This window comes from Virgibacillus xinjiangensis, from assembly GCF_042643145.1.
Classification (GTDB): Bacteria; Bacillota; Bacilli; order Bacillales; family Amphibacillaceae; genus Virgibacillus_O; species Virgibacillus_O xinjiangensis.
The window spans coordinates 1-21,246 of the sequence record NZ_JBHRSA010000020.1 but is presented as its reverse complement, the minus strand read 5'-3'; the positions used below and the strand labels follow the sequence as shown (position 1 = coordinate 21,246).

General features: G+C 39.7%; 24 protein-coding genes, 1 pseudogene and 1 riboswitch. Of the genes and pseudogenes, 19 read left to right on the top strand and 6 right to left on the bottom strand.

What is annotated here, in order from left to right:
- Positions 1 to 120: 120 nt before the first annotated feature.
- Entirely contained in the window at positions 121 to 609 is a 489-nt protein-coding gene (locus ACFOGI_RS05440) for a pyridoxamine 5'-phosphate oxidase family protein (protein ID WP_390269619.1), read from the bottom strand.
- Positions 610 to 761: 152 nt separating this feature from the next.
- On the opposite strand from ACFOGI_RS05440, the gene ACFOGI_RS05435 reads away from it, so the two are divergent.
- Together ACFOGI_RS05435 and ACFOGI_RS05430 are read left to right on the top strand one after the other, a co-directional pair.
- Positions 762 to 905 carry a hypothetical protein gene (locus tag ACFOGI_RS05435; protein ID WP_390269616.1) on the top strand — a complete coding sequence of 48 codons (144 nt, stop codon included), beginning with the start codon at positions 762 to 764 and terminating at the stop codon, positions 903 to 905.
- A 243-nt stretch (positions 906 to 1,148) separates the two neighbouring features.
- Entirely contained in the window at positions 1,149 to 1,625 is a 477-nt protein-coding gene (locus ACFOGI_RS05430) for a CarD family transcriptional regulator (protein ID WP_390269613.1), read from the top strand.
- A 133-nt stretch (positions 1,626 to 1,758) separates the two neighbouring features.
- On the opposite strand, the pseudogene ACFOGI_RS05425 reads toward ACFOGI_RS05430, so the two are convergent.
- Positions 1,759 to 1,875, bottom strand: a pseudogene (locus ACFOGI_RS05425) (IS3-like element IS655 family transposase); the annotation flags it as partial.
- 321 nt (positions 1,876 to 2,196) lie between these two features.
- On the opposite strand from ACFOGI_RS05425, the gene ACFOGI_RS05420 reads away from it, so the two are divergent.
- The 5 genes from ACFOGI_RS05420 to ACFOGI_RS05400 all read left to right on the top strand — a co-directional run bounded on the left by ACFOGI_RS05420 (position 2,197) and on the right by ACFOGI_RS05400 (position 4,272).
- Positions 2,197 to 2,535 (top strand): hypothetical protein, encoded by a 339-nt coding sequence (locus tag ACFOGI_RS05420; protein ID WP_390269610.1) that lies wholly within the window; start codon positions 2,197 to 2,199, stop codon positions 2,533 to 2,535.
- Between the two features lie 50 nt (positions 2,536 to 2,585).
- A complete protein-coding gene (locus ACFOGI_RS05415) occupies positions 2,586 to 2,756 on the top strand; it encodes a hypothetical protein (RefSeq protein WP_390269607.1) in 171 nt (56 codons plus the stop codon).
- A gap of 41 nt (positions 2,757 to 2,797) precedes the next feature.
- A complete protein-coding gene (gene fosM, locus ACFOGI_RS05410; RefSeq protein ID WP_390269604.1) occupies positions 2,798 to 3,220 on the top strand; it encodes a FosM family fosfomycin resistance protein in 423 nt (140 codons plus the stop codon).
- Positions 3,221 to 3,276: 56 nt separating this feature from the next.
- Positions 3,277 to 3,483: a hypothetical protein gene (locus ACFOGI_RS05405; RefSeq protein WP_390269601.1), complete on the top strand. Its 207-nt coding sequence runs from the start codon at positions 3,277 to 3,279 to the stop codon at positions 3,481 to 3,483.
- Positions 3,484 to 4,023: 540 nt separating this feature from the next.
- Entirely contained in the window at positions 4,024 to 4,272 is a 249-nt protein-coding gene (locus ACFOGI_RS05400) for a hypothetical protein (protein WP_390269598.1), read from the top strand.
- 180 nt (positions 4,273 to 4,452) lie between these two features.
- Here ACFOGI_RS05400 and ACFOGI_RS05395 read toward each other — a convergent pair whose 3' ends face one another.
- Positions 4,453 to 4,974 (bottom strand): LysM peptidoglycan-binding domain-containing protein, encoded by a 522-nt coding sequence (locus tag ACFOGI_RS05395; RefSeq protein WP_390269595.1) that lies wholly within the window; start codon positions 4,972 to 4,974, stop codon positions 4,453 to 4,455.
- Positions 4,975 to 5,408: 434 nt separating this feature from the next.
- Between ACFOGI_RS05395 and ACFOGI_RS05390 the strand changes: the two genes are divergently transcribed.
- The gene (locus tag ACFOGI_RS05390; protein ID WP_390269592.1) at positions 5,409 to 6,254 is read left to right on the top strand and encodes a dimethylarginine dimethylaminohydrolase family protein; all 846 of its coding nucleotides are present in this window, start codon (positions 5,409 to 5,411) and stop codon (positions 6,252 to 6,254) included.
- A 72-nt stretch (positions 6,255 to 6,326) separates the two neighbouring features.
- Here ACFOGI_RS05390 and ACFOGI_RS05385 read toward each other — a convergent pair whose 3' ends face one another.
- Positions 6,327 to 6,800, bottom strand: coding sequence for a PAS domain-containing protein (locus ACFOGI_RS05385; protein WP_390269589.1), 474 nt, complete (start codon positions 6,798 to 6,800; stop codon positions 6,327 to 6,329).
- A gap of 140 nt (positions 6,801 to 6,940) precedes the next feature.
- Positions 6,941 to 7,282 carry a cupin domain-containing protein gene (locus ACFOGI_RS05380; RefSeq protein ID WP_390269586.1) on the bottom strand — a complete coding sequence of 114 codons (342 nt, stop codon included), beginning with the start codon at positions 7,280 to 7,282 and terminating at the stop codon, positions 6,941 to 6,943.
- A gap of 312 nt (positions 7,283 to 7,594) precedes the next feature.
- Positions 7,595 to 7,706, top strand: a riboswitch (SAM riboswitch).
- Positions 7,707 to 7,918: 212 nt separating this feature from the next.
- Between ACFOGI_RS05380 and ACFOGI_RS05375 the strand changes: the two genes are divergently transcribed.
- The 7 genes from ACFOGI_RS05375 to ACFOGI_RS05345 all read left to right on the top strand — a co-directional run bounded on the left by ACFOGI_RS05375 (position 7,919) and on the right by ACFOGI_RS05345 (position 16,647).
- Positions 7,919 to 9,328 (top strand): YfcC family protein, encoded by a 1,410-nt coding sequence (locus ACFOGI_RS05375; protein WP_390269583.1) that lies wholly within the window; start codon positions 7,919 to 7,921, stop codon positions 9,326 to 9,328.
- Between the two features lie 255 nt (positions 9,329 to 9,583).
- On the top strand, positions 9,584 to 10,138 hold the full coding sequence (locus tag ACFOGI_RS05370) for a DUF488 domain-containing protein (protein WP_390269580.1): 555 nt from the start codon (positions 9,584 to 9,586) through the stop codon (positions 10,136 to 10,138).
- Positions 10,139 to 10,455: 317 nt separating this feature from the next.
- Positions 10,456 to 12,318 carry a bifunctional homocysteine S-methyltransferase/methylenetetrahydrofolate reductase gene (locus ACFOGI_RS05365; protein WP_390269577.1) on the top strand — a complete coding sequence of 621 codons (1,863 nt, stop codon included), beginning with the start codon at positions 10,456 to 10,458 and terminating at the stop codon, positions 12,316 to 12,318.
- A 19-nt stretch (positions 12,319 to 12,337) separates the two neighbouring features.
- Positions 12,338 to 14,635, top strand: a complete 2,298-nt coding sequence (metE, locus tag ACFOGI_RS05360) for a 5-methyltetrahydropteroyltriglutamate--homocysteine S-methyltransferase (RefSeq protein ID WP_390269574.1) — start codon at positions 12,338 to 12,340, stop codon at positions 14,633 to 14,635.
- A gap of 316 nt (positions 14,636 to 14,951) precedes the next feature.
- Positions 14,952 to 15,374, top strand: a complete 423-nt coding sequence (locus ACFOGI_RS05355; RefSeq protein WP_390269571.1) for a hypothetical protein — start codon at positions 14,952 to 14,954, stop codon at positions 15,372 to 15,374.
- 507 nt (positions 15,375 to 15,881) lie between these two features.
- A complete protein-coding gene (locus tag ACFOGI_RS05350) occupies positions 15,882 to 16,181 on the top strand; it encodes an ATPase (protein ID WP_390269568.1) in 300 nt (99 codons plus the stop codon).
- Positions 16,182 to 16,446: 265 nt separating this feature from the next.
- Entirely contained in the window at positions 16,447 to 16,647 is a 201-nt protein-coding gene (locus ACFOGI_RS05345) for a cold-shock protein (protein WP_390269564.1), read from the top strand.
- Positions 16,648 to 16,835: 188 nt separating this feature from the next.
- Here ACFOGI_RS05345 and ACFOGI_RS05340 read toward each other — a convergent pair whose 3' ends face one another.
- Positions 16,836 to 17,453, bottom strand: a complete 618-nt coding sequence (locus tag ACFOGI_RS05340) for a glycosyltransferase (protein ID WP_390269621.1) — start codon at positions 17,451 to 17,453, stop codon at positions 16,836 to 16,838.
- 451 nt (positions 17,454 to 17,904) lie between these two features.
- On the opposite strand from ACFOGI_RS05340, the gene ACFOGI_RS05335 reads away from it, so the two are divergent.
- From ACFOGI_RS05335 to ACFOGI_RS05320, 4 genes are all read left to right on the top strand, one after another.
- The gene (locus ACFOGI_RS05335; protein ID WP_390269562.1) at positions 17,905 to 18,606 is read left to right on the top strand and encodes an ABC transporter ATP-binding protein; all 702 of its coding nucleotides are present in this window, start codon (positions 17,905 to 17,907) and stop codon (positions 18,604 to 18,606) included.
- Positions 18,607 to 18,632: 26 nt separating this feature from the next.
- The gene (locus ACFOGI_RS05330; protein ID WP_390269559.1) at positions 18,633 to 20,045 is read left to right on the top strand and encodes a hypothetical protein; all 1,413 of its coding nucleotides are present in this window, start codon (positions 18,633 to 18,635) and stop codon (positions 20,043 to 20,045) included.
- A gap of 282 nt (positions 20,046 to 20,327) precedes the next feature.
- Positions 20,328 to 20,645, top strand: coding sequence for a hypothetical protein (locus tag ACFOGI_RS05325; protein WP_390269556.1), 318 nt, complete (start codon positions 20,328 to 20,330; stop codon positions 20,643 to 20,645).
- Between the two features lie 128 nt (positions 20,646 to 20,773).
- Positions 20,774 to 21,169: a VanZ family protein gene (locus ACFOGI_RS05320; RefSeq protein WP_390269553.1), complete on the top strand. Its 396-nt coding sequence runs from the start codon at positions 20,774 to 20,776 to the stop codon at positions 21,167 to 21,169.
- The last annotated feature ends 77 nt before the right edge of the window (positions 21,170 to 21,246 follow it).

Below are 21,246 nucleotides of genomic sequence, written 5' to 3'. Positions count from 1 at the left end.
TGTGAAGAAAATGAATTTCAGAAAAATGAACAAAAAAATAAGGCTGTCGAGAACTTTCTCGACAGCCTGAGCGGACAGCTATTGTCCGCTTTTTGTTTGGCTTAGATGATATATCTATTGTCAATCATCCAATTCCAATGTCTCATTAATATCTGTTGCTTCTGAACTTTGCCCTGTCATGCGTTTATAGTAAAAGACAACCTTCTTGATGAAATTTCCTCCTTCCCAGTATTCGGCTGCCTCCACTTTTACCTTTATCAAAATCACATCAGGGTCATCATAAGAAGTTTGCATGATTTTCTCGTATACTTTGCTCCACAATTCCTTCTTCTTGTCCAAATCGTCAACGATTTCCGCCCTTCCACGGACGGAAACATAGGACTTGCCAGCATATGCCACATTAACATCTTGGTTATGTATGATTTCTTCGTATTTACTTGTCTCTTTTTTCGTGAAAAACCATAAGTCGCCATCAAACTCTACTTCTTGTGTTTTCATTGGGCGGGAGACAAGCCCTTCTTCCGTAGCCGTAGTCAACATGGCTGTATCTATATCTTTGATTAAATCTCTTAATGTTTCGATTTCCTCTTGCTTCATCCTGTTGGACACTTCTGGCACCTCTTTTTGGTCATATATTTTCCTCTATGCCAACTTTTATTCAGGGTTTTCCATAACGGTAAGGTTGGTCAGATACAATTTGTTGAAACTGATTCTTACTGGTTTCGTATAGGTAGGTGTGAATGTTCAGAGGAGGGAAGTAAGTGAATAATGGAATACAACTGGAAGATGAACATAATGAACTGGGACTGCATCTTACAAAACAAGTGCAAAAAGAATTGAAGGGGCAATACAGGGTTTCATTTTCACCGTCTACTTTTGCAAGAAGATATGCGAATGAAAACTAACATTTTTTTGCATTAGCGGGTCCGTTAATTCAAGAAGGATTAACGCTATTTTACGTAGAAGGTATTTTCTAATGGAGCAGTTTAGCACCACAAGGGAAAAATTAACCTTATTTTATAGGTAACCCGATACGACCCTATTTTTTGTTTTTGAAGAAAATTAGTTGACTCCGAAAAATAATTTATGGTATTATAATAATTTTGATAAAAACAACATATGTGTTAAGCTTAATAAGGTTACCATATATGGAGGTGGATTTTTTGTTTCAAGTTGGCGATAACATTGTTTATCCAATGCACGGAGTAGGAATAATTAAAGCCATAGAAGAAAAGGAAATCTCAGGGGAAAAACAACAGTATTATGTCATAAAAATGTTAATCAGTAATATGCAAGTGATGATTCCAACGGGTAAAATATTGAGTTCGAGTATACGCCCAGTTACTGACATAACTGCATTAAAACACATCATACACATTTTTCAGCATGGAGAATCAGATAGATTACTGCCGTGGAAACAAAGGTATAAAGTAAACACGGACAAAATAAAAACAGGTAAAATACAAGAAGGTGCTGAAGTTGTACGTGATTTAATGCGTATGAAGAAAGAGAAAGCGCTTAATACAAGCGAAAAAAAATTGTTTGATAACGCACATGAATTTTTGATTAGTGAACTGAGATTGATTAAAGGGATCACTAAAAATCAAATAGAAATTTTCTGTTAAGGTTAATTATAGGTAATGTATAACAACTCCCAAAAGTATCCTGAATTTTTGGGAGTTTGATTATTATTAAAGGTAAGTTAATTCAAAGACATTCAGCTAACTTTTAGAACGTTGGCATTCACTTCCCCAATCAGTGGAAATAACTCCAGACGTTAAGTTTATATGGAACAGTTGCGAATGCACGTTGAACCAGTGATGCATCCTTGTTAGGACCAGCACTGTATTCTATTATTTCACGGTTATGTAAGTCGCTAGAAACGAAGCAAGGGGACGGATCGTCTGCTTGCTATTTACAATTGTTACAATTAGGGAGCAGAGAATCCTGTCTAGCTCTTCCAAAAATCACATGTAACGAGAATAGGGATAGCTGAGAGAGTAGCTCTTAGCTATTTTTAAATTGTGCGAATATGAAGATGCAAGAAAGGAGGAAAAATTGCTGCACAGTACAAATATACTGTTATTTAATTCGACATCTACATGTGCTGAATTTGTGAAGGAATGTACTTAAAGTAACAGGGCAGGAGCTGAATAACAAAGATTTGAATCATATTAGGTTTAGAGGTGATATTTTATGAAACGGTGGTTATTATTTATTTCGATATTTTTAATGCTGTTTGGAGTTATAGGGTGTTCATCTGACCAAAGTAACAATGAAAAATATTATGTACTTGTTGTACAAGGAGATGAAAATATAAGTGATAAGTTTGGAGAATTCGCTGGGAACCCAGTTTTGGAATTGGAATATCTCACCAGTTTGGAAGTTGCTAATGAAAAGTATCCTGAAAATGAAATTGAAAGAGCACCAGCGGTATTTATTTTTGAAACTGGTGGTGGGGAAATGAAAAGATTGGAATTCAAAACATATAATGTTGATGAAGCAATTGATTTTTTAAAAGAAGCAAAAGAGTAAGCTTTTTATTAAACAAACGGGTGAGGGTCTTCAGTAAGGGGTGAATTTTCATGGAAATAATACTTATGTTTATTGCAGGATTCATAGTTTTTATTCTAGCTATAATAGCGATTATTAAAGGAGTAACTCATAGAATAAAAAGTCCAACTGATGATTTAAAAGAAGAAATTTCAAATCTTAGAAAGAGGGTCGATGAACTTGAAAATGAAAAGAAAAGCTAATTACAATTACTCTGTTCAATTAATAAAGTCGGGGTGATACCGTGTCGATCAAAGGGCTAAATCATTTTTTATTTTCAGTATCTGACTTAAATAGTTCCATTGAGTTTTACCGGAGTGTTTTTGATGCTAAGTTGTTAGTTAAAGGCAGAAACACCGCATATTTTGATTTGAATGGAATGTGGCTCGCTCTGAATGTTGAAAAAGGCATACCTCGTAATGAAATAAGCCAATCATACACACATATAGCATTTTCCATTGAAGACACTGAGTTTGATAAAATGTACAATAAACTAAAGGATTTGAATGTAAACATATTAACAGGCCGTCCGCGAGATGACCGAGATAAAAAATCTGTGTACTTTACTGATCCAGACGGTCATAAGTTTGAGTTCCATACAGGAACGCTACAAGATAGATTGGATTACTATAAACAAGAAAAGCCACATATGGAGTTTTTCGATTAGTAGCATTCCTTCATAATCGAACCGGTTGTTTTAAATCAAACATGGAGTTGATTACCTTGGATAAAGGTAACCCCTCAAAATTAGAAAAATGGAGAGAGAAATATGCAGCTTTAGTTGTTGCATCAACTTGTTTCATTAGTTTAATCAATAGTTGGGGTAATAATTGGGTCCTTACAGGTATTTTAGGTCTAGGTGTATTAGTTTGTGGAACGATAGGAGTTTTTGATATTAAGCGAGCCATTCAAACCAGAAATAGATTTTAGAGTAAGAGCTTACAATAGAGAGAAGGTGGCTACATTGAAAAAATATATGATCTTTGCTGGCAGTTTTTTATTATTATTTTCTTTATTCCAGTTTTTATCCGGACTGCTTTTAACGTTTATGTATACCCCTGATCCATCAGACGCTTGGAATTCGAGTGCTACTCTACCCCGAGAAACTGTTATTAGGAGTGATCATTCCGATTTCCTGACATTGCTCATTGCTTTTGTTTCAGTAACTATTGCTTATTTTATTCCAAGGATGATTTCAAATAAGGCTGACAGCACCAAATAATCTATTTCATGAAGATATTGTGACCAGGAAAATGAGGAGTTGTCGTTATGACTACTCCTATTTTCATATAGAGCAGGTTCATAAAGTGCTTTTAATAGAAGGTGAAGAATGATGATGAAATTAAATTTACGACATTTGTTTGAATGGTTGGTCTAATCGGTGCATGAACGGATGGCATAATGATCGGCGTCATTGCACTATCATTTTTATAAAGAACATATGGCAATAATGAAAGGCAGTTGAGTTGAGTGTATTGGAAATTAAGAATACCTCTATTATTGGGGGTTATAGGAGTTATTTCGGGATTTGTTCAAAAGCTACCAAACCCCTCTTTTGTAAACATTCCGTACTTTATAAGAAGTGCTGTATTTATCGGTCTCATTGGTATTATATTTACTATTTTAGAGAAAACAGATGTGAATAATAGAAAGATTCATTTTACAATCGGTGTTGCGATCATCGTTTTTGGTATTATTTTTGATTATCTAATGGCGTAGTTCGTTTATTGTATTAAAGGGTGCATTTCATAACAAGAGATAAAAGGGGGATCATATGATACATCATATGATCCCCCTTTATGGCCTGGATTTTGAAAAATAATACCCAACGATAGTGTGCGGTTTCACGCAAACATCACCACGGGTGACTGCTTATTATATATCTTTCATGTACTTAAGTTAATTTAAGATATGTGCTTGCAATTCTTTTACTCCGAACGCTAGAGCTTGGTTCACATCTGCAATATATACATCTAATCGCCCATCTGTAATCGCACCTCCACGATCTTCACAAGTATATGTCTCGCCTAGGGCTGGAATATGTATGGTAGTTCCAAAAGAAATTGACGGCGGGCATGCTATTGTTTGACCTTCCTTTACTGTGGTGCCTGATGCGGTAACACCGTAAGCAGGATCACCTGGCCGTTTCCCGGTTGACTCATACCCCGCTGTATACGCAGTAACTGTAAACTGTTGTCCGTTTCCACCCGGTAGCGTTATAGTTTGTCCAGGAAAAATGGTATCTGGATCTTCTATAGAAGGATTGGAAGCGAGTAATGTATCGATTTCCACCTTATGATTCATAGAAATCTTTGATAATACGTCTCCTGGTTGAACTGTATATTTACCGTGAGCAGATGTTGCATCAGGTAACAGGAACAGTCCAGCTGTTAATAATGTTACTAGAATAATATACTTCATAAAAAAGAACCCTCCAAATATGTTTTCGTAATATTATTCGGAATTCCAACAGTCTTATTTTAGGGGTGTAATAGGTTTGATAATCACTTGTAATATGAGAGATGTTTTTTTGTAGTAGAGGGGAAAGAGCCTTCTCCTGTCAGCTGCCTAGCATCTTGCTTTTTCCAAACAATTCTTCGAGGGACATCGTCTGGTCTATATGATTACATAACAACAGTCCATTCTTTTGGGGCATTACCGGATTAACAGCGTGGAAACGTGGAATATATGTAGTGTTAGTAATGTTAGGCGAAAGAGGTACCGATAGAACATTGAGGAAGGCGGGACATCTGGAAAAGGAACATGACTCTGTGCCACCAGAGGAAAACTGTTCTAGGTTCTTTATTTACAGCGCATACTAAACACAACACATAAACAGCAGGAGGAAATACGTCATGCAATTAAATAGTACAACAAGCTGCTTCAGCGAATTCGATGTGCTGAAGAGAGTCATTTTGTGTCAGCCTCAATATATGGCTATCCGGCAGGTGATCAATGAAACCCAAAAGGAATTTTATGAAGAAGGGTTACATATTGAACGTGCATTAGAACAGCATCGGGAGTTCGTACGGAAATTGAATGAGTATGGTGTGGAAACCATATTGCTCCCTTACCATAAAAAATATCCAGAACAAGTTTTCACGCGTGATATCGGCTTTACTCTTGGCCAAACCATATTTGTCGCTCAGATGGCACATGATGTCCGAATTGGTGAAGAAAATGTGTTGAAAGTTTGGCTGGAAGATGAGGAGATCTCCTATTACAATTTAATTGGCAATCAGATCGAAGGCGGCGATGTCATCATTGATAGAGATACGATTTATATCGGATTGAGCAATCGTACAAATGAAGCGGCTGTTGATCATTTAAAGAATTTATTAGGGTATCAATTTGATGTGAAGGCCATTTCTTTTACGGAAAAATATTTACACCTGGATTGCGTGTTTAATGTTTTATCCCCAGAAGTAGCTCTTATTTATCCAAATGCCCTTTCAACAGAAGATCTCGACCTTCTTTCCTCGAGATATGAGCTTATTGAAGTTACAGAAGAAGAACAATTCACATTAGGAACCAATGTATTGAGTATAGGGAATAACACAGTGTTCAGCCTTCCGGTTAATGAAAAGGTGAATGAGAAGATGCGGGAAAAGGGATTTGAAGTCATCGAAATAGATTATTCGGAGATTATTAAATCTGGAGGATCTTTCCGGTGCAGTACATTGCCTATATTGCGGGTATGAGAAACTGCAGAGGGTAGGGGATTTAACAATTAGGGGAAAGAGAGCCTACTGATTGTTAAATCCCCTTTATGATCATGGCTTAACAGCTTTAAATTCGTCAATGGTTTCCGGGGTGTTTTTGCCTTCTTTTCCTTCGAAGAGGTCGAGATTGACAGTCACATCCATACAGCCAAGGTATCTTCCGTTTTCATCACGTACTGCCATGAATTTTTGGTAAATCTGACCAGATTCACCACTGCGCTTAGGGAACCAAAATTCCCATTCATCGCGTTTTCCTGTATGGAAATCATTCAACAACTTTTCAACGTGGTGAGCCACTTTCGGGTGAAGCTCAAGCACGTGGCGGCCAATCGCTTCCTTCCGGCGACCATGCACACGGTTTGGATTATTTGAATACCAGCGGAAAATATCATCGGCATCACAAAAGCCCATTTCAAATGGCAGTAGATTAATGATGGAATCCAACGTGCTTGCTCTGATCGCCCCGGTTTCAAAATTAATCACAGCTTCAGGACTGATTAGTTCGGACAATTTTTGTTCAAGCATATCTAAATCTCTCCTTTAAGAATAGAATTTTATAAATAATAGTAAGCATAGACTCATCTGCTAATAATGCTATATAGCAGGTATGGACTTATAAAAGAAATCCGGTGCAGCCGTTCCTCTGATCACAGCTGAACTGGCGTTTACATGTTTTTCGCATATTGCTCATCAGGGATCTTATTCAGCATGACATATAGGCTTACGTCAGATGACCCAGTACTGGCAAATGCCAGCTCTTCATCGCCATTACATACAAGAACGTCATCCTGTTGTACAGGAACTTCTTTCCTATCTATGGTAAATGTACCTTCACCCTGTAGGACAAGTAAATATACATTGGAGCCAGGATGCTTATGTGCAGGCAAAGTTTGACCAGGTTCAAAGTTAAGCACAAACACCGTACTTTTGTCCTCTTTAAAAATAATCCGTTTCGTAAACCTCTCCTTATTCATTTCCATATATTCGTTAAGGTTTTGTATTTTCATGTCAACTTCCTCCCATTTGATGAATCATAAGTAAATCTGACTTTCTAACCAAAGTATATTCTAATAAACGGATAAAAAAATTGACCTAGGTCAATTTTGGAATGATTGATCTCAAAATAGCAGGGTTTTGAGCTAAACAGGCAAGATAGACTGAAAATTTTATTCCAGCTCCATCAGAGTCAGCCGATTAGTAACCAATCTATCGACTTGATCCGACATCTTCCTCCAAAAATCTCTTTATCTTATTGACAAAAAACTCACTCGAGTATAAAATTGCTCATTACTAACAAAAATTTTCTAATTTAATAATTTTACTTATCAAGAGTGACTGAGGGACAGGCCCAATGACGTCCGGCTACCTCCTTTTAGAAGGAAAGGTGCCAATTCCTGCAGAATAATTCGGATTTATTCTGGGAGATAAGGCGAAATAGACATACAGCCTCTTTCCCATTGGAAGAGGTTGTTTTGTGTCTATCAAAATTTATTAATTAGATACAAGGGGGATAGAAGCCAGGGGACAGTATTGGAAAAAGCCGAGTATTGCTATGGTAATACGGACGTTATTATATGTACCGTTATGCGAGGGCACAGTCGTTTAACTCAACGAAAGAAAATACACACAAGAGGTGAACAACTATGCAGGAAGAAAATAAAAGTAAAAAATTGCTGGATCGGATTCCACATCCACTTGCTCTATTGTTTTATATTGTAGTTGCTGCAGCTATTTTGACGTATATTATTCCGGCAGGATCTTATGAAAGGGAAGATGTGGATGGTGCCACTCGGACTATTCCTGGGACGTTTGATTTCATAGAGAGTAGTCCGGTTGGGATTCTCGATTTATTTACGGCAATTCCAGAAGGTTTCCAAGAAATGTCCGATATCGTCTTTGTCACATTCGCGGCTGCTATGATGTTCGGACTATTGGAAAGAACGGGGATGCTGGAAAACACAGTAGGGACCTTCATACGGAAAGTTGGTATGAACAGGCGTTTCCTTGTCGTTGTCATCATGACATTCGTTTATGGATTTTTCGGGATATTTGTAGGGCTTGAAAATAATATCGCCCTTATTCCAATCGCTGTATTAGTAAGTGTTGCAATTGGCGGAGATGCCATGCTCGGGGCCGGTATTGGAATTGGGGGTGTGCTTGTAGGATTTGGTTTATCTCCATTCAATCCTTATACAGTTGGTGTAGGACACAAGATAGCGGAAATGCAACTCTTCTCAGGATGGCTTTTCAGAAGTATTTTGGTGTTTGCTATATTATCCGTATTAGCTTATTTTAACGTAAGGTATTTCAAAAAGATTTTAAAGAACCCGGGTAAAAGCCTGGGGTATGACATAGATACTCAAGACATGTCACTCAGCAAACCGCTTGATACATATCACATGAGAAAAAAAGATATTGCCATGCTATTGGTATTCATCTCTGGGATCATTATCATGCTCACTGGTATCTTCACCCAAGGATGGTATATCAATGAAGTAGCTGCGATCTATCTGATGATCGGGATGGTCTGTGGACTGATTGCTGGGTTGAATGGCAGTGAGATTGCCAAAGTATTTTCCAAAGCGCTAGAACCTAGTGCATTGGCAGCTATCTTGATTGGGGTGGCAATGGCGACTCAAGTAGTGATGAACCAGGGTAATATCAGTGATACAGTTGCTCATGGCCTTGTCTCTGTGCTGGATTATTTGCCAACAACACTAGCGGTCTTGTTCATGACGGTAGCCCAGTCGATCATTAATATTCTGATTCCTAGTGGGAGTGGACAAGCAATGGTGACACTGCCGATCATGATTCCGGTCGGTGATATGTTGGATATTACACGGCAATCGACCATTTTAGCATTCCAAGTCGGTGATGGCCTTACCAATTTATTTTCCCCAACATTGGGCGGGCTGATGGCAATGCTTGGTTTATGCAGAGTACCTTATGGAAGATGGCTTCGTTATATTGTCCCGTTTGCCATCATAGCACTCTGTATCGCTTGGATTGCCTTGGTCATCAGTGTATTGATTAATTGGGGTGGCTCCCTCTAAAATAAAGTTTACTTTGTTGGATGGTTGGTCCAACTTGGTCCGTTGTACGTAACCGTTTGGTGTTCATCACCAGACGGTTTTATTTGTATAGGATTGTTTATATCTGATAGATGCTCCACTTCCGTTTGGTTTGTTAACGGCTCTGTGGTTCATTGAAGTCTCTATAACGTAAACTCTGTTGCCGGTAGGAATTTTGATAAAATAATAGAAAGGGTATAGGTTGTTACATAAGCTGCTAACAAGGAGGCCAGGGTTATGAGGATCTATACGATCGGGCATTCCGGCCATGACAAGCAACATTTCCTGCAGATGCTCGAGGCTGCTGGTATCGAATATGTAGCGGATATCCGTGCTTTTCCTGCCAGCCGGAAACACCCGCAGTTCAACAAGGAAAGCATGGATGATTGGCTTGGGGAAGCGGGCCTCGACTACCGTCATTTCTCATTGCTCGGTGGCAGGCGGAGCCGGTCAGGCGAGATTGGAGAAGACTTAAATGCTGGCTGGAACAATCGCTCGTTCCATAACTATGCGGACTATACATTAACGGAAATGTTCCAAAATGGACTGGAGGGTTTACAGGCTGAGGCCCGAAAGAAGAATCTCGTCTATATGTGCTCCGAGCGGCATCCAGCCAGGTGCCATCGCCTGTTGATCAGCAACTGGCTGCAGGCGAATGGCTGGGACGTTTTCCATCTGATCAAAAACTCTGAAGGCGAAACGGAATTGGTCGGTCATGAGCTTGGCCGGTGGGGTGCGATGCCTATTGTGGAAAAGGATGGAACCGTAGTGTACCCGATGCTTGGGGATTAGTGGGTGTCTTGTTCGCCTTCTATCTAAAGATTCTTCGTTTTACATTTCTCAACATATATAGGGAAAGAGAAGTGGTCACGACCATGATACAGCTCAGCCACCTGAAAGCCCATCGCCTGCCTCTGAAGAGGGAGGGCGATGGGCTTTTTGCATTCCTGTGGGTATAGCCGTAAGTTATAACGAGTTATTAGTTATAACCGTTACATTATAGCGTTTGGGCTGTGTTACGATATATATAACAGATAAACAAATATGAATATTGGGAATATAGAGTTATTTATCGTCTTATAAGAGAAGGGAAAGGAGTGGTAGAATACATGGATTTACTGACAGAACTGGAGAAAGGATTTCTGATTGGCGACGGTGCAATGGGCACATTGCTTTACTCATACGGTATTGACCAGTGTTTTGAAGAATTGAATCTGACGCATGAGGAACAAATCACCAACATTCACAAGGCTTATATTGATGCCGGTTGCAATATCATCCAAACCAATACCTATGGGGCGAATTATGTGAAATTGGCGCGTTTTGGCCTGGAAGACAAGGTGAAGGAAATCAACACAAAGGCTATTCGAATCGCCAAGCAAGCAGCGGCTGGAAAAGATGTCTTTGTATTGGGAACTATCGGTGGCATCCATGGAACAAGGTCCTCCCAAGCATCGAAGGAAGAAATCAAGAGAAGTTTCCGGGAGCAATTATATTGTTTGCTTCTGGAGAACGTCGATGGGCTGATGTTAGAGACGTACTACGATTTAGAGGAATTGCGGACCGTTTTGAAAATAGCAAGGAAAGAAACAGATATCCCGATCATCGCCAATGTTTCGATGCATGAAGCAGGGATTCTGCAAAACGGTGTTCCTTTAGCAGATGCCCTGAAAGAATTAGAAGATCTGGGCGCAAATGTGGTCGGGATCAATTGCCGGCTTGGGCCTTTTCATATGATCGAGTCATTAAAAAATGTTCCATTGCCGAAACATGCGTATCTTGCGGCATATCCGAATGCCAGCCTGCCTAGTTATCACGAGGGTAAATTGGTTTATGAAAATGAACCGGATTATTTCAGGGCATGTGCGAAGGAGTTTCGGGATGAAGGTGTCAGGCTTCTGGGCGGCTGTTGCGGTACGACACCGAAGCATGTGGAAGCATTAGTGGAAGGTGTCCGCGGTTTGACCCCATTGAGGGAAAAAGAAGTGATCACCAAAGAAGCGCCAATGGAAATCAAGGACGTACAGGGGAAAGAAGAAGCTTCATTGACAGATATCGTGAAAGAAAGGCATAGCATCATCGTGGAGCTGGATGCACCAAAACATTTGGATACAACGGAGTATATGAAAGGGGTCCAGGTGTTGAAAGAGGCAGGAGTCGATGCAATCACTCTGGCAGATAATTCGCTGGCGACACCGCGAATAGCCAATTCGGCTGTTGCCACGAAAATCCAGAGGGAATCGGGAGTCAAGCCACTCGTTCATTTGACATGCCGGGACCGCAACTTGATTGGACTGCAATCACACTTGATGGGGCTGGATACCGATGGCATTCATGAAATATTGGCCATCACCGGGGATCCGACCAAAATTGGCGACTTTCCAGGAGCTACATCGGTGTTTGATGTCACATCTTTTGATTTGATCAAAATGATCAAGCAACTGAATAAAGGGATTTCGTTCTCGGGCAAATCCTTGAAAAAGGCAACAAACTTTCATGTCGGTGCTGCGTTTAACCCGAATGTAGCGAGAATCGATGCGGCCGTTAAACGAATGGAAAAGAAAATAGATTGTGGTGCGGATTACTTTTTGACGCAGCCCATCTATAGCTGTGAAAAAATCAAAGAATTATATGAGGCAACCAAACATTTGGAACAGCCGATGTACATTGGAATCATGCCGCTTACATCTTCACGCAATGCCGAGTTTCTCCACAATGAAGTACCAGGCATCAAGCTGACGGATGATGTCCGAAATAAGATGCAGTCCGCTGAGGGGGATAAAGAATACTCCGCCCAGATCGGTCTCGAAATAGCGAAAGAATTGATTGATACCGCGCTGGAGCACTTCCATGGCATTTATCTAGTGACACCATTCATGCGCTATAAGATGTCAGCAGAGCTGGTCAGATATATTCGGGAAAAGGTCCATTTGGATGAGGAAATCGAGGATGCGAAAACAAGCTTGATATAACGATGGAGGAGGATGAAAGATGCAAAATATAATCAGTTCAAATGTAGGATATCCGAGAATAGGGGAGCAAAGAGAATGGAAAAGGGCATTGGAGAGCTATTGGAAAAAGGAAATAACGGAAAAGGAATTATTGGAGAGAACCGATGAAATCAGACTGGATAATATAAAGAAACAGAAGGAAAAAGGAATCGATCTCATTCCGGTCGGGGACTTTTCCCTATACGATCATGTGCTGGATACTTCGGCAATGTTTGGTGTTATTCCGGAACGCTTTGGCTATGAAGGAGGGAAAGTGGATATTGACACATATTTTGCTGTTGCTCGCGGGACACAGCAGGCGGTTGCTTCCGAAATGACCAAGTGGTTTAACACAAACTATCATTACATTGTTCCGGAGCTGCAGTCTGTTCAGCCGGAACTCACGGAAAATCGCCCGTTAACCTATTACAAGGAAGCGAAAGAGAAGTTGGGGGTCGATGGAAAACCAGTGATCGTCGGGCCGATTACGTATCTACAGCTGGCAAAAGGATATGATGAAGCGGATTTTTCCAGCTTACTGGACAAATTCCTTCCATTATATGTGCAAATTTTAAAAGAGCTGGAAGATGCAGGAGCAACTTGGGTGCAGATCGATGAGCCGATTTTTGGAACCGAATTGTCTGAAAAGGTATTAGATCAGGCTAAACAAGTATATGAGACCTTTCAGCAAGCTGCACCCGAATTGAAGATCATTTTACAAACGTATTTTGAGCATATCGTGAATTATAAAGAAGTAACGTCTTTCCCAGTGGAAGCCATCGGGATGGACTTCATCCAAGGGGATTCGCTGGCATTACTCAAAGAATTCGGTTTTCCCAAAGATAAAGTGCTTGCCTGTGGGGTGATCAATGGGCGTAATGTTTGGAAAGCGAATGTGGAAGAAAAGCTGAATCTGTTGAATGAGATCCAACATCATATTGGAGAGAGTCCCATCATTGTTCAGCCATCTACTTCCTTGCTGCATGTGCCTGTTACGGTCAAGCTGGAGGCACAACTTGATTCCGGGGTGAAGGCTGGTTTAGCTTTTGCGGATGAAAAACTAGAGGAAACGGTGATCCTTACGAAAGGCTTGCTGCAAGGAAAAGATAGCATTCAAAAGGAACTGGAAAAAAACCAAGCAGAACTCAATCACTTCAACAAGGAAACCGATCGAAAAAATGAACGAGTCCGTCAAGCGCTAAAAGAGATAGAAGCGTCGGGTGCTTCAGCTGTGGAACGCGGCCTGCCGTTTAAAGACCGAATCAAAGAGCAGCAAAAAGCCCGCCATCTGCCAATCCTTCCGACCACCACCATCGGAAGTTTGCCACAGACATTTGAGGAACGAAGAACACGGACAAAATGGCGCAAAGGCGACATTACCAATGAACAATATGATGCGTTCATTAAAGGGAAAATAGAAAAGTGGATCAACATCCAGGAAGAATTGGGATTGGATGTACTGGTCCACGGGGAATTTGAGCGGACGGACATGGTGGAATATTTCGGTGAAAAGCTGAACGGGTTCGGCGTGACGAAATTCGGCTGGGTCCAGTCATATGGATCCCGTTGTGTGAAGCCGCCGCTCATATTTGGTGATGTGTCCTTTGATCAGCCGATGACAGTCAAAGAGACGGTGTATGCACAGTCCTTGACCGATCGACCAGTGAAGGGCATGCTGACAGGCCCGGTAACCATTCTGAATTGGTCGTTTGTCAATGAGGATGTTCCGCGTGATACTACACAGAACCAGATTGCCCTTGCTTTGAGGGAGGAAGTGGAAGCGTTAGAGCAAGAAGGCATTCACATCATCCAAGTGGATGAGCCAGCTTTGAGAGAGGGTCTTCCGCTTGATAAGAAGAAATGGAAAGCATACCTGGACGCAGCAGTATATGCCTTCCGTCTAACAACATCCTCTGTAGAGGACCGGACACAAATCCATACACATATGTGCTACTCAGAGTTTCATCATATTTATGAAACGATCGATGGGCTGGATGCAGATGTGATTTCGATTGAAACATCCAGAAGTCATGGAGACATCATTTCCACCTTTGAAGAGAACACGTATGATAAAGAAATTGGCCTTGGGGTCTATGATATCCACAGCCCGCGGATCCCGGATAAAGAGGAAATGAAACAAAACATCCATCGTGCATTGCAGGTGATTTCACCGAAGCAGTTCTGGATCAATCCGGATTGCGGTTTGAAGACGAGGAATGAAACGGAAACGGTTGGTGCTTTGAGAGAAATGGTCAAAGCGGCGGAGGATGTCCGCCAGGAAGTGTTGCAGAAGAAATAAATATCATTCAAGGAAAAAGCCTGAATCCGCTGTGGTTCAGGCTTTTTTGGTCTGGCGAGGACTTTTCGGTATCTCCAGGGTCCGAGTCGCCGAGAAGTCCAAGTGAATAGGAGAAAAATGAAAGTCGTTTCATAGGTTTGCTGAGAAGAATCGTCTCACCACAGGAGGTACCTTATTTCCTATTTTCATCAGGAAGGGTTGTATTATTCTGAAATCAACCGTAAGAGATTGGATTTTTATGTTAAAATGACTGGAGAATCTCAGGTCTTGTTGAAAGAGACGTGAACCATCTAAATGTTCAGGGAGAGGGATGTGTATGAAAAGAGCAATCTGGTTAATCGTTTTCACTTTGATGGTTGCATTTTTATCTGCTTGTACGAATAATGCGGATGGTTCAACAGAAGCAAATGAGAATAATATGGTTTTTGCCATAACCAACCATGCTGATTTTGATTTTTACGGGGTAGAAATCAGCACGGATCAAACCACAACCGGTATCAGTAATGCGGACGGCTCTAGCATTCAATATGGGGACACACTTACGAATGAATTCAAGGATCAGGATGATATGGATTTAGATTTGGAAGGTGAAGCTATATTTGAATTTGTATTGATAGGGGAAGAGGAACAAAGGGTTTCATTGAATGAAATAACCATCGATTTAGCAGCAAACAAGGAATACTCCTTTGAAATTACGGGTGATTCGATAGATGAAGCTAGTATAAATAGAGTAGATTAACTTTAAAAAGAACTGTACCAATTGAGGGGTACCTTATATAAGCGTGTCAGCATAGTATACAAGGGGCGAAAGGGGTTGATGCCATGGCCATTCTTGCAGAAGTGTTGCGTACCATTTCATACGTGATACTTATCATTAGTGCTGGGTTCTTTTTTCGGCATTTGGATAAGACTAAAAAGCAAAGGAAACTTTTGCCCTTTGAATCTACCATGTACATACTCCTACAGATTGCATTTATCCTCTTTGCGATCAGTATGTTGATTTCGATAGTTAGTCATTGATGGTGAGATTCATATGTAACACTCCCTTCAACTAGAAGATAAAATGATGCTTAGATAGGTGGGTTTTTTTTATGGAGTGGCTAATGGACGTTTTTCTCGGTGTCGGGATTGTTTTCTTCATCTTATGTTCCTTTGCCTTTGTGAATTTCCTGAATAAAGGTTGAATTCGGTCGTTTATGTGTGCTGCCTAAGGACAGAGTTATTACACAAAAGGGAGTGAATGAAGTTGGATTTTATTATTCCAGTGATCGCCGTATTACTGGTTGTTTTTATTTTATCGCTGACTTCCAGGAAGAAGGACAAAGTGGACAAAGGCTTTACCTTCAATTACTACAGGTTATCTTACAGAAGAAAGATGCTCAGAACGTTCATCAATATTCCTATCATGGTTTTATTGGTGATCCTTGTGTATCGTTCGACAGATTGGAAGATAGGCTCAATTGTGCTGTTGGGGTTATTACTTTTTGTCGCCTTTTTGGTCCAGCTGATCTACAACTACCGTATGTGGAAAAGAAATGAAACGTAAATTATTGTGGAAAGGAAGGCTGGAATAGGAGACTTGCTGCCATAGTAAATACCCGGTGGAGATAAGGAACAAGAGACACTTTGGATATTTTGTAGAAAAGAAGGTATCTTTTGTGAGTGGCACGTGCTATACTATAAATAACTTAATTGTTCGTGCTAGCAATACAGGATCTATGTATAACTTTATCATGAATATCATCGTCTTGGATTATTAACAGAACAACCAAAGTAATATACGTGCACTATGCACAATGGAGGAATTATCTATGAACACAGGTTCAGTAAAATGGTTTAACGCAGACAAAGGTTTCGGTTTCATCGAAATTGAAGGTGGAGACGATGTATTCGTACACTTCTCAGCAATCCAAGGCGAGGGTTTCAAGACTTTAGAAGAAGGTCAACAAGTTTCTTTCGATATCGAAGAAGGCAACCGTGGACCACAAGCAGCTAACGTTGCTAAACAATAAATCATAGTGTAAAAGCTCTTCTGTTACAGAAGGGCTTTTATTTTTGGTCGTTTGTCGTATAAATAGATCGATCGAACGGAATGTTCTACATTTGAAGCCCCAGTAAAATTTCTCTATACCTATGTCGAACATAAACATACTTTCCATCATTCTTCTTGTAAAGCAAAACTTCAGCAAGATGCTGAAGTTTATTTATTGAACGTCTCTGGAAACTGTTTCACAACGGCCTCAGAGATAGCATCCGCCATTAAGATGATATGGGTGACACCTTCATCAATCGCAACAATCCTTTCGTCCCATTCTTTTTCTAAGCTTGCTAATAAGTCATCTGTTACCAATTCTAAATGCATATCCAATAATTTTTTAACCTCTTCATTGCTAAGGTGTGGATTAGCATCACTAAGGAAGGCCGCTATATCATCCGCATTTCTATACCATTCCCTGTTCAACTCATCCAGTATGTCTTCGTTTCCATTTTTAGCGGCTTCTACAATTTTGCCGGCAATGACAATATGTTCTTTAAGCAAATCTGTCAGCTTGTTCCCTGCATCCTCTCCGTATACCGGTTTTATGGCATTACCTATATCCTCCTGATTTCTCAGAAGCCTTGATAGCACTTGTTCTTGATCCTCGGCCCCGGCTGTTGTTGCACTTGTAATATAATTGCTCGTCCACAACACATGATCAATCCAAAGTCTCCTGAATTCATTTTGGAACTGCATCTCCGATTGGGTAATGCGTGGTTCCTCTGCTTTAGCATGGATAATAATTGCTCCAGGCAGGATGTTCAGCATAAATACCAACATTAATGAGGTCAACCATAACTTTTTCAACAAATCTACTCCTTTCACCATAAGATCCTTTCTTATTATTGTTAAGATGAATGGTTTCATTCGTTGATTTTGGAGGTGGGAATAGAGAATTTATTACGTATTGCTGCGGTTATTGGCAGGAACGCATACCTATGAACCAATGGAATATAGGTTATAAAGGGGTGAAATCTCATCATCACTTTCGTTTCCTGAATATGGTAGAATAAGATAGGTGGTTGATTTTCGAATTTTGCGACATGAATTCACTTTCTTACATTATTTGTCATCGCCCAATTAGGACTAAAACAGTAGATATGTTTTGTGAATACATATCAAGATTTTAAGAGGAGAGACTCGGAAACTACAATCAGACGATCACCATCAAATTGCTAGTATTAAAAATAGGAGGCTCAACGCCTTTTTTTGTTAGTGAGGAGGATTGGCGATGGAGAGCAATCGTTTATTGGAAGTAGAAAACGTTGAAGTAAGCCTAAATAATAAGAAGATCATTCGTCCTCTGCATTTCACCTTAGCCCAAGGAGAAATCTGCGCCTTCGTGGGGCATAATGGAGCAGGAAAAACAGTTGTGATGAAAACAATCATGGGGATACAAGAAAAGGACCAGGGAGAAATTAAACTGAACTCTTTAAATATTGACACAGACTATCTTCATTATAAGTCGCAATACTCTTATATACCTGAAGAACCTCTATTATTTACTGAATTGACTGTCCTTCAACATTTTCAATTATATGGGACTAGCTACAATGTGCCAGAACATGCATTTAAGGAAAGAGTCGATTATTATGTGAACGGGTTTGAGTTAAATGGGAAATTACATGAATTTCCTGAAGGACTATCAAAGGGGATGCGGCAAAAAGTGAATATAATAAGCAATCTGCTTACTGATGCTCCACTTTTGATGGTCGACGAACCTTTCATCGGGTTGGATGACAACTCCGCTTGTTTCTTAGAGAAAGAAATTAAGAGAAAGTCTCAACAAGGCACCACCATTTTAATAACGTCGCATGTCATCGAGCGGGTGAAGAAATTTTGCGATTCTTATATTATGTTGAAAAATGGGGAGATTGCCAGCCAGGGAAGAATTGAAAACCTTAGACAAATAGAAAGAAGATTTTCCACGTGAGAAGTCAGGAGTTTACGGTATATAGGATGATTTACATACAACGCAGAAAGAAAATTAGAAAGCAATACCAACTGGCTTTTTCCATTCTCTTTGACAAGATAACGTTATGGTATCTGATACCACTCTTTTTTGTAGGTATCCTTCTCTTCAAGGAAACGATTCAAGGAGTTGCCGGCAGTTTCAATGCTCTCAACCAATTTAATTACACTATCTCGATTCTCTTCCCTTTCATACTTTCTCTATTCTATTTATATAAAAGCTTATTCGATCCTCGATACAAAGTGACCAGTTCAGATTTTCATTTAAGCTTGCTTCCATACGATATAGAGAAAGTCATAAAAATAATTGTGCTTCACGAACAACTGAAGAGGCTGATCGTTTTCTTCATTAGTATAATTTGTTTCTATTGGCTGGGCATATTTTCTCTAAAGACTGGTTTGCTGTTGACAGTTTCATTCGGTGTCACTGATTTCTTATCAGGGCTGATACAATGGAGGACGTTTCAAAGAAACATAAAGGCGATCATCGCTCGAATCTTGGGTGGTACAGTAATCGCAGCTATATGTCTAGCTGCTCTGTCCAGCTTTCTGATCGAAATCTCATCTATCTTTTTCCTGTATTATATCGTTTCCTGTGGAGCACTGGCGGTCTTCCTTTTTAGCAGGACACTTACAAGTCAGGTGAATTGGAAACAAGTAATTCTTACGGGGGATGAAAAAACGTGGAATCTTTTGATTGTTAAACTGATAACGGGCATAGGGTTTAATCACATAGAAAGGACAGGGCGTCTTCCTGGTGTGGCCAAAGAAACGAAAAACGATCAACCACCCTATGAATTGACCTCTGTATTAGCATTATTTTGGAAGCGGTATTTCCTATTGAATAAAGCAAGTTCCTTTCATGTTCTAGGAAATTGCTTGGCAATCCTGCTCTTCTTAAGCCTGAGTATCAACCTGCCTTCAGGATTGAATTTATCTATCCCGGCCGTAGTTGGTATGTATTTACTATACGGCATATTTAAAAGTAACTTGGAAACAACGCGTTTCCAAGTGCTGCCGGGATCCATCAGCAGTCATGTTGATGCCTTTTACCGCGTAACCTATTGGTTCTTTCTCACCTTGCTTGGAGCACATTCCTTGTTTCTCGGAATAAATTCTTCTTTTCCTTCAGGGATGATTCCAGTGGTCATTCTTGGTGAATGGCTAGTAGTTTCTTACACTTATAAAACCATATTGAAATTGGGAATATCATCTTTTTTCCGGATGAAGCAACAGTATAGGGCTTTTCACTTATTCACTATATTGTTTTTCCTTACACTGCTGACGATGTTGGAATTATTTCCGCTGATATCGTTTTTTATCGTTGGAATATTTCTAGTGAAGTTAGTAGCTAAAAGAAGATACGTTGGAGTTCTATCTTTCCAGTTCATGAAGAAGTGAATATTCATTCCAAATTGTTGGGCTGCCGGAAACTAGATATAGAATAACATGCTTTTTTACACTTAAATTATCATACGAAGTTGCAACCTAAATAGCATAATGACAATAGCTGTCGTCATTATGCTATTTCCTATGTGAATTTGAATGTTATTTGCGATGCTGATTTCTACCTCCAAAAAGGTAATTGTTATTCGATAATCTAAACATAGGGTTTGTAAAGGATTATGCTTCAACTAACGGGGCAGGATTGTTTAAAATGAGATTTATATGGTGGTGTATCTTATGCCATTAGAACAAGAAGTAATGGGCTTGTTAATTGGTGGATTTTCTATTGTTATGGGGGTTGCAATTTTAGTTACTGTGTTCCTTTGGATGAAAAATAAAAATAATACTCCAGGATATATCTGGACATTACTGCATTTGTTGTTAGTTTCTGTTGCGGTATATTTTGCATTAGAGGGTATAGCTTTTGACTACAATCATCCAATGGCTTCAGAGGAGATTTCGCTCCAGATAGGTATTTCTGGAGTAGTTTGGGCATTCAGTATGCTTTGTTTAGTAATAGCATTATTTAGCTTTTCGAAAAAGGAGAAAGCATAGTCCTTCTTAACCAAACGGGTGCATTAGCTGAACAGGGGTTGTCCGATGTGGCAACTCCTATTTTGGTAACGAACAGGATAATACAATAATAATTAACATTGCCTGACATATCCTCTTTTATTGAGGAGGTGTGTTTATTGAAAGTATTATTTGTTAATTTAAAATTAAAGTGGTTTGCTATCTTTCTGTTTTTGGTTTATATAGGTATTGTGTTATTCACAAACTTTGTAAGTGATAATACTACTTTTATGCTTGAAAGACACATAGGAGATCCGTACACCAGAGCCTCGCATAATATCGTACCTTTTACTACTCTTAATACATATCTATTTAATTTCCATAATTATAATTTTGATATTTGGTTTTATAATACCTTTGGTAATATTTTATTATTTCTCCCAATTGGAATTTTACTTCCAATCCTTTCTAATAAGCTAACGAAGTTTTTTTTAATGTATTTGGCAAGTAAAAAATGTAGTAAATGGCAGTTAAAAATGTATGCCACTTGCCACTCCGCATATTAGATTAAAGATTCCTTGTATCGAAAGCTCTCCCCAGTAAACAACAGTAGATGGGAGTGATGAATCAATCGATCAATCAC

Coding starts and splice junctions, on each gene's coding strand:
- ACFOGI_RS05430 (WP_390269613.1), top strand. CDS start 1,149: ATGGAGGTGGATTTTTTGTTTCAAGTTGGCGATAACATTGTTTATCCA.
- ACFOGI_RS05420 (WP_390269610.1), top strand. CDS start 2,197: ATGAAACGGTGGTTATTATTTATTTCGATATTTTTAATGCTGTTTGGA.
- ACFOGI_RS05415 (WP_390269607.1), top strand. CDS start 2,586: ATGGAAATAATACTTATGTTTATTGCAGGATTCATAGTTTTTATTCTA.
- ACFOGI_RS05395 (WP_390269595.1), bottom strand. CDS start 4,974: ATGAAGTATATTATTCTAGTAACATTATTAACAGCTGGACTGTTCCTG.
- ACFOGI_RS05390 (WP_390269592.1), top strand. CDS start 5,409: ATGCAATTAAATAGTACAACAAGCTGCTTCAGCGAATTCGATGTGCTG.
- ACFOGI_RS05385 (WP_390269589.1), bottom strand. CDS start 6,800: ATGCTTGAACAAAAATTGTCCGAACTAATCAGTCCTGAAGCTGTGATT.
- ACFOGI_RS05380 (WP_390269586.1), bottom strand. CDS start 7,282: ATGAAAATACAAAACCTTAACGAATATATGGAAATGAATAAGGAGAGG.
- ACFOGI_RS05375 (WP_390269583.1), top strand. CDS start 7,919: ATGCAGGAAGAAAATAAAAGTAAAAAATTGCTGGATCGGATTCCACAT.
- ACFOGI_RS05370 (WP_390269580.1), top strand. CDS start 9,584: ATGAGGATCTATACGATCGGGCATTCCGGCCATGACAAGCAACATTTC.
- ACFOGI_RS05365 (WP_390269577.1), top strand. CDS start 10,456: ATGGATTTACTGACAGAACTGGAGAAAGGATTTCTGATTGGCGACGGT.
- metE (WP_390269574.1), top strand. CDS start 12,338: ATGCAAAATATAATCAGTTCAAATGTAGGATATCCGAGAATAGGGGAG.
- ACFOGI_RS05355 (WP_390269571.1), top strand. CDS start 14,952: ATGAAAAGAGCAATCTGGTTAATCGTTTTCACTTTGATGGTTGCATTT.
- ACFOGI_RS05345 (WP_390269564.1), top strand. CDS start 16,447: ATGAACACAGGTTCAGTAAAATGGTTTAACGCAGACAAAGGTTTCGGT.
- ACFOGI_RS05340 (WP_390269621.1), bottom strand. CDS start 17,453: ATGTTGGTATTTATGCTGAACATCCTGCCTGGAGCAATTATTATCCAT.
- ACFOGI_RS05335 (WP_390269562.1), top strand. CDS start 17,905: ATGGAGAGCAATCGTTTATTGGAAGTAGAAAACGTTGAAGTAAGCCTA.
- ACFOGI_RS05330 (WP_390269559.1), top strand. CDS start 18,633: ATGATTTACATACAACGCAGAAAGAAAATTAGAAAGCAATACCAACTG.
- ACFOGI_RS05325 (WP_390269556.1), top strand. CDS start 20,328: ATGCCATTAGAACAAGAAGTAATGGGCTTGTTAATTGGTGGATTTTCT.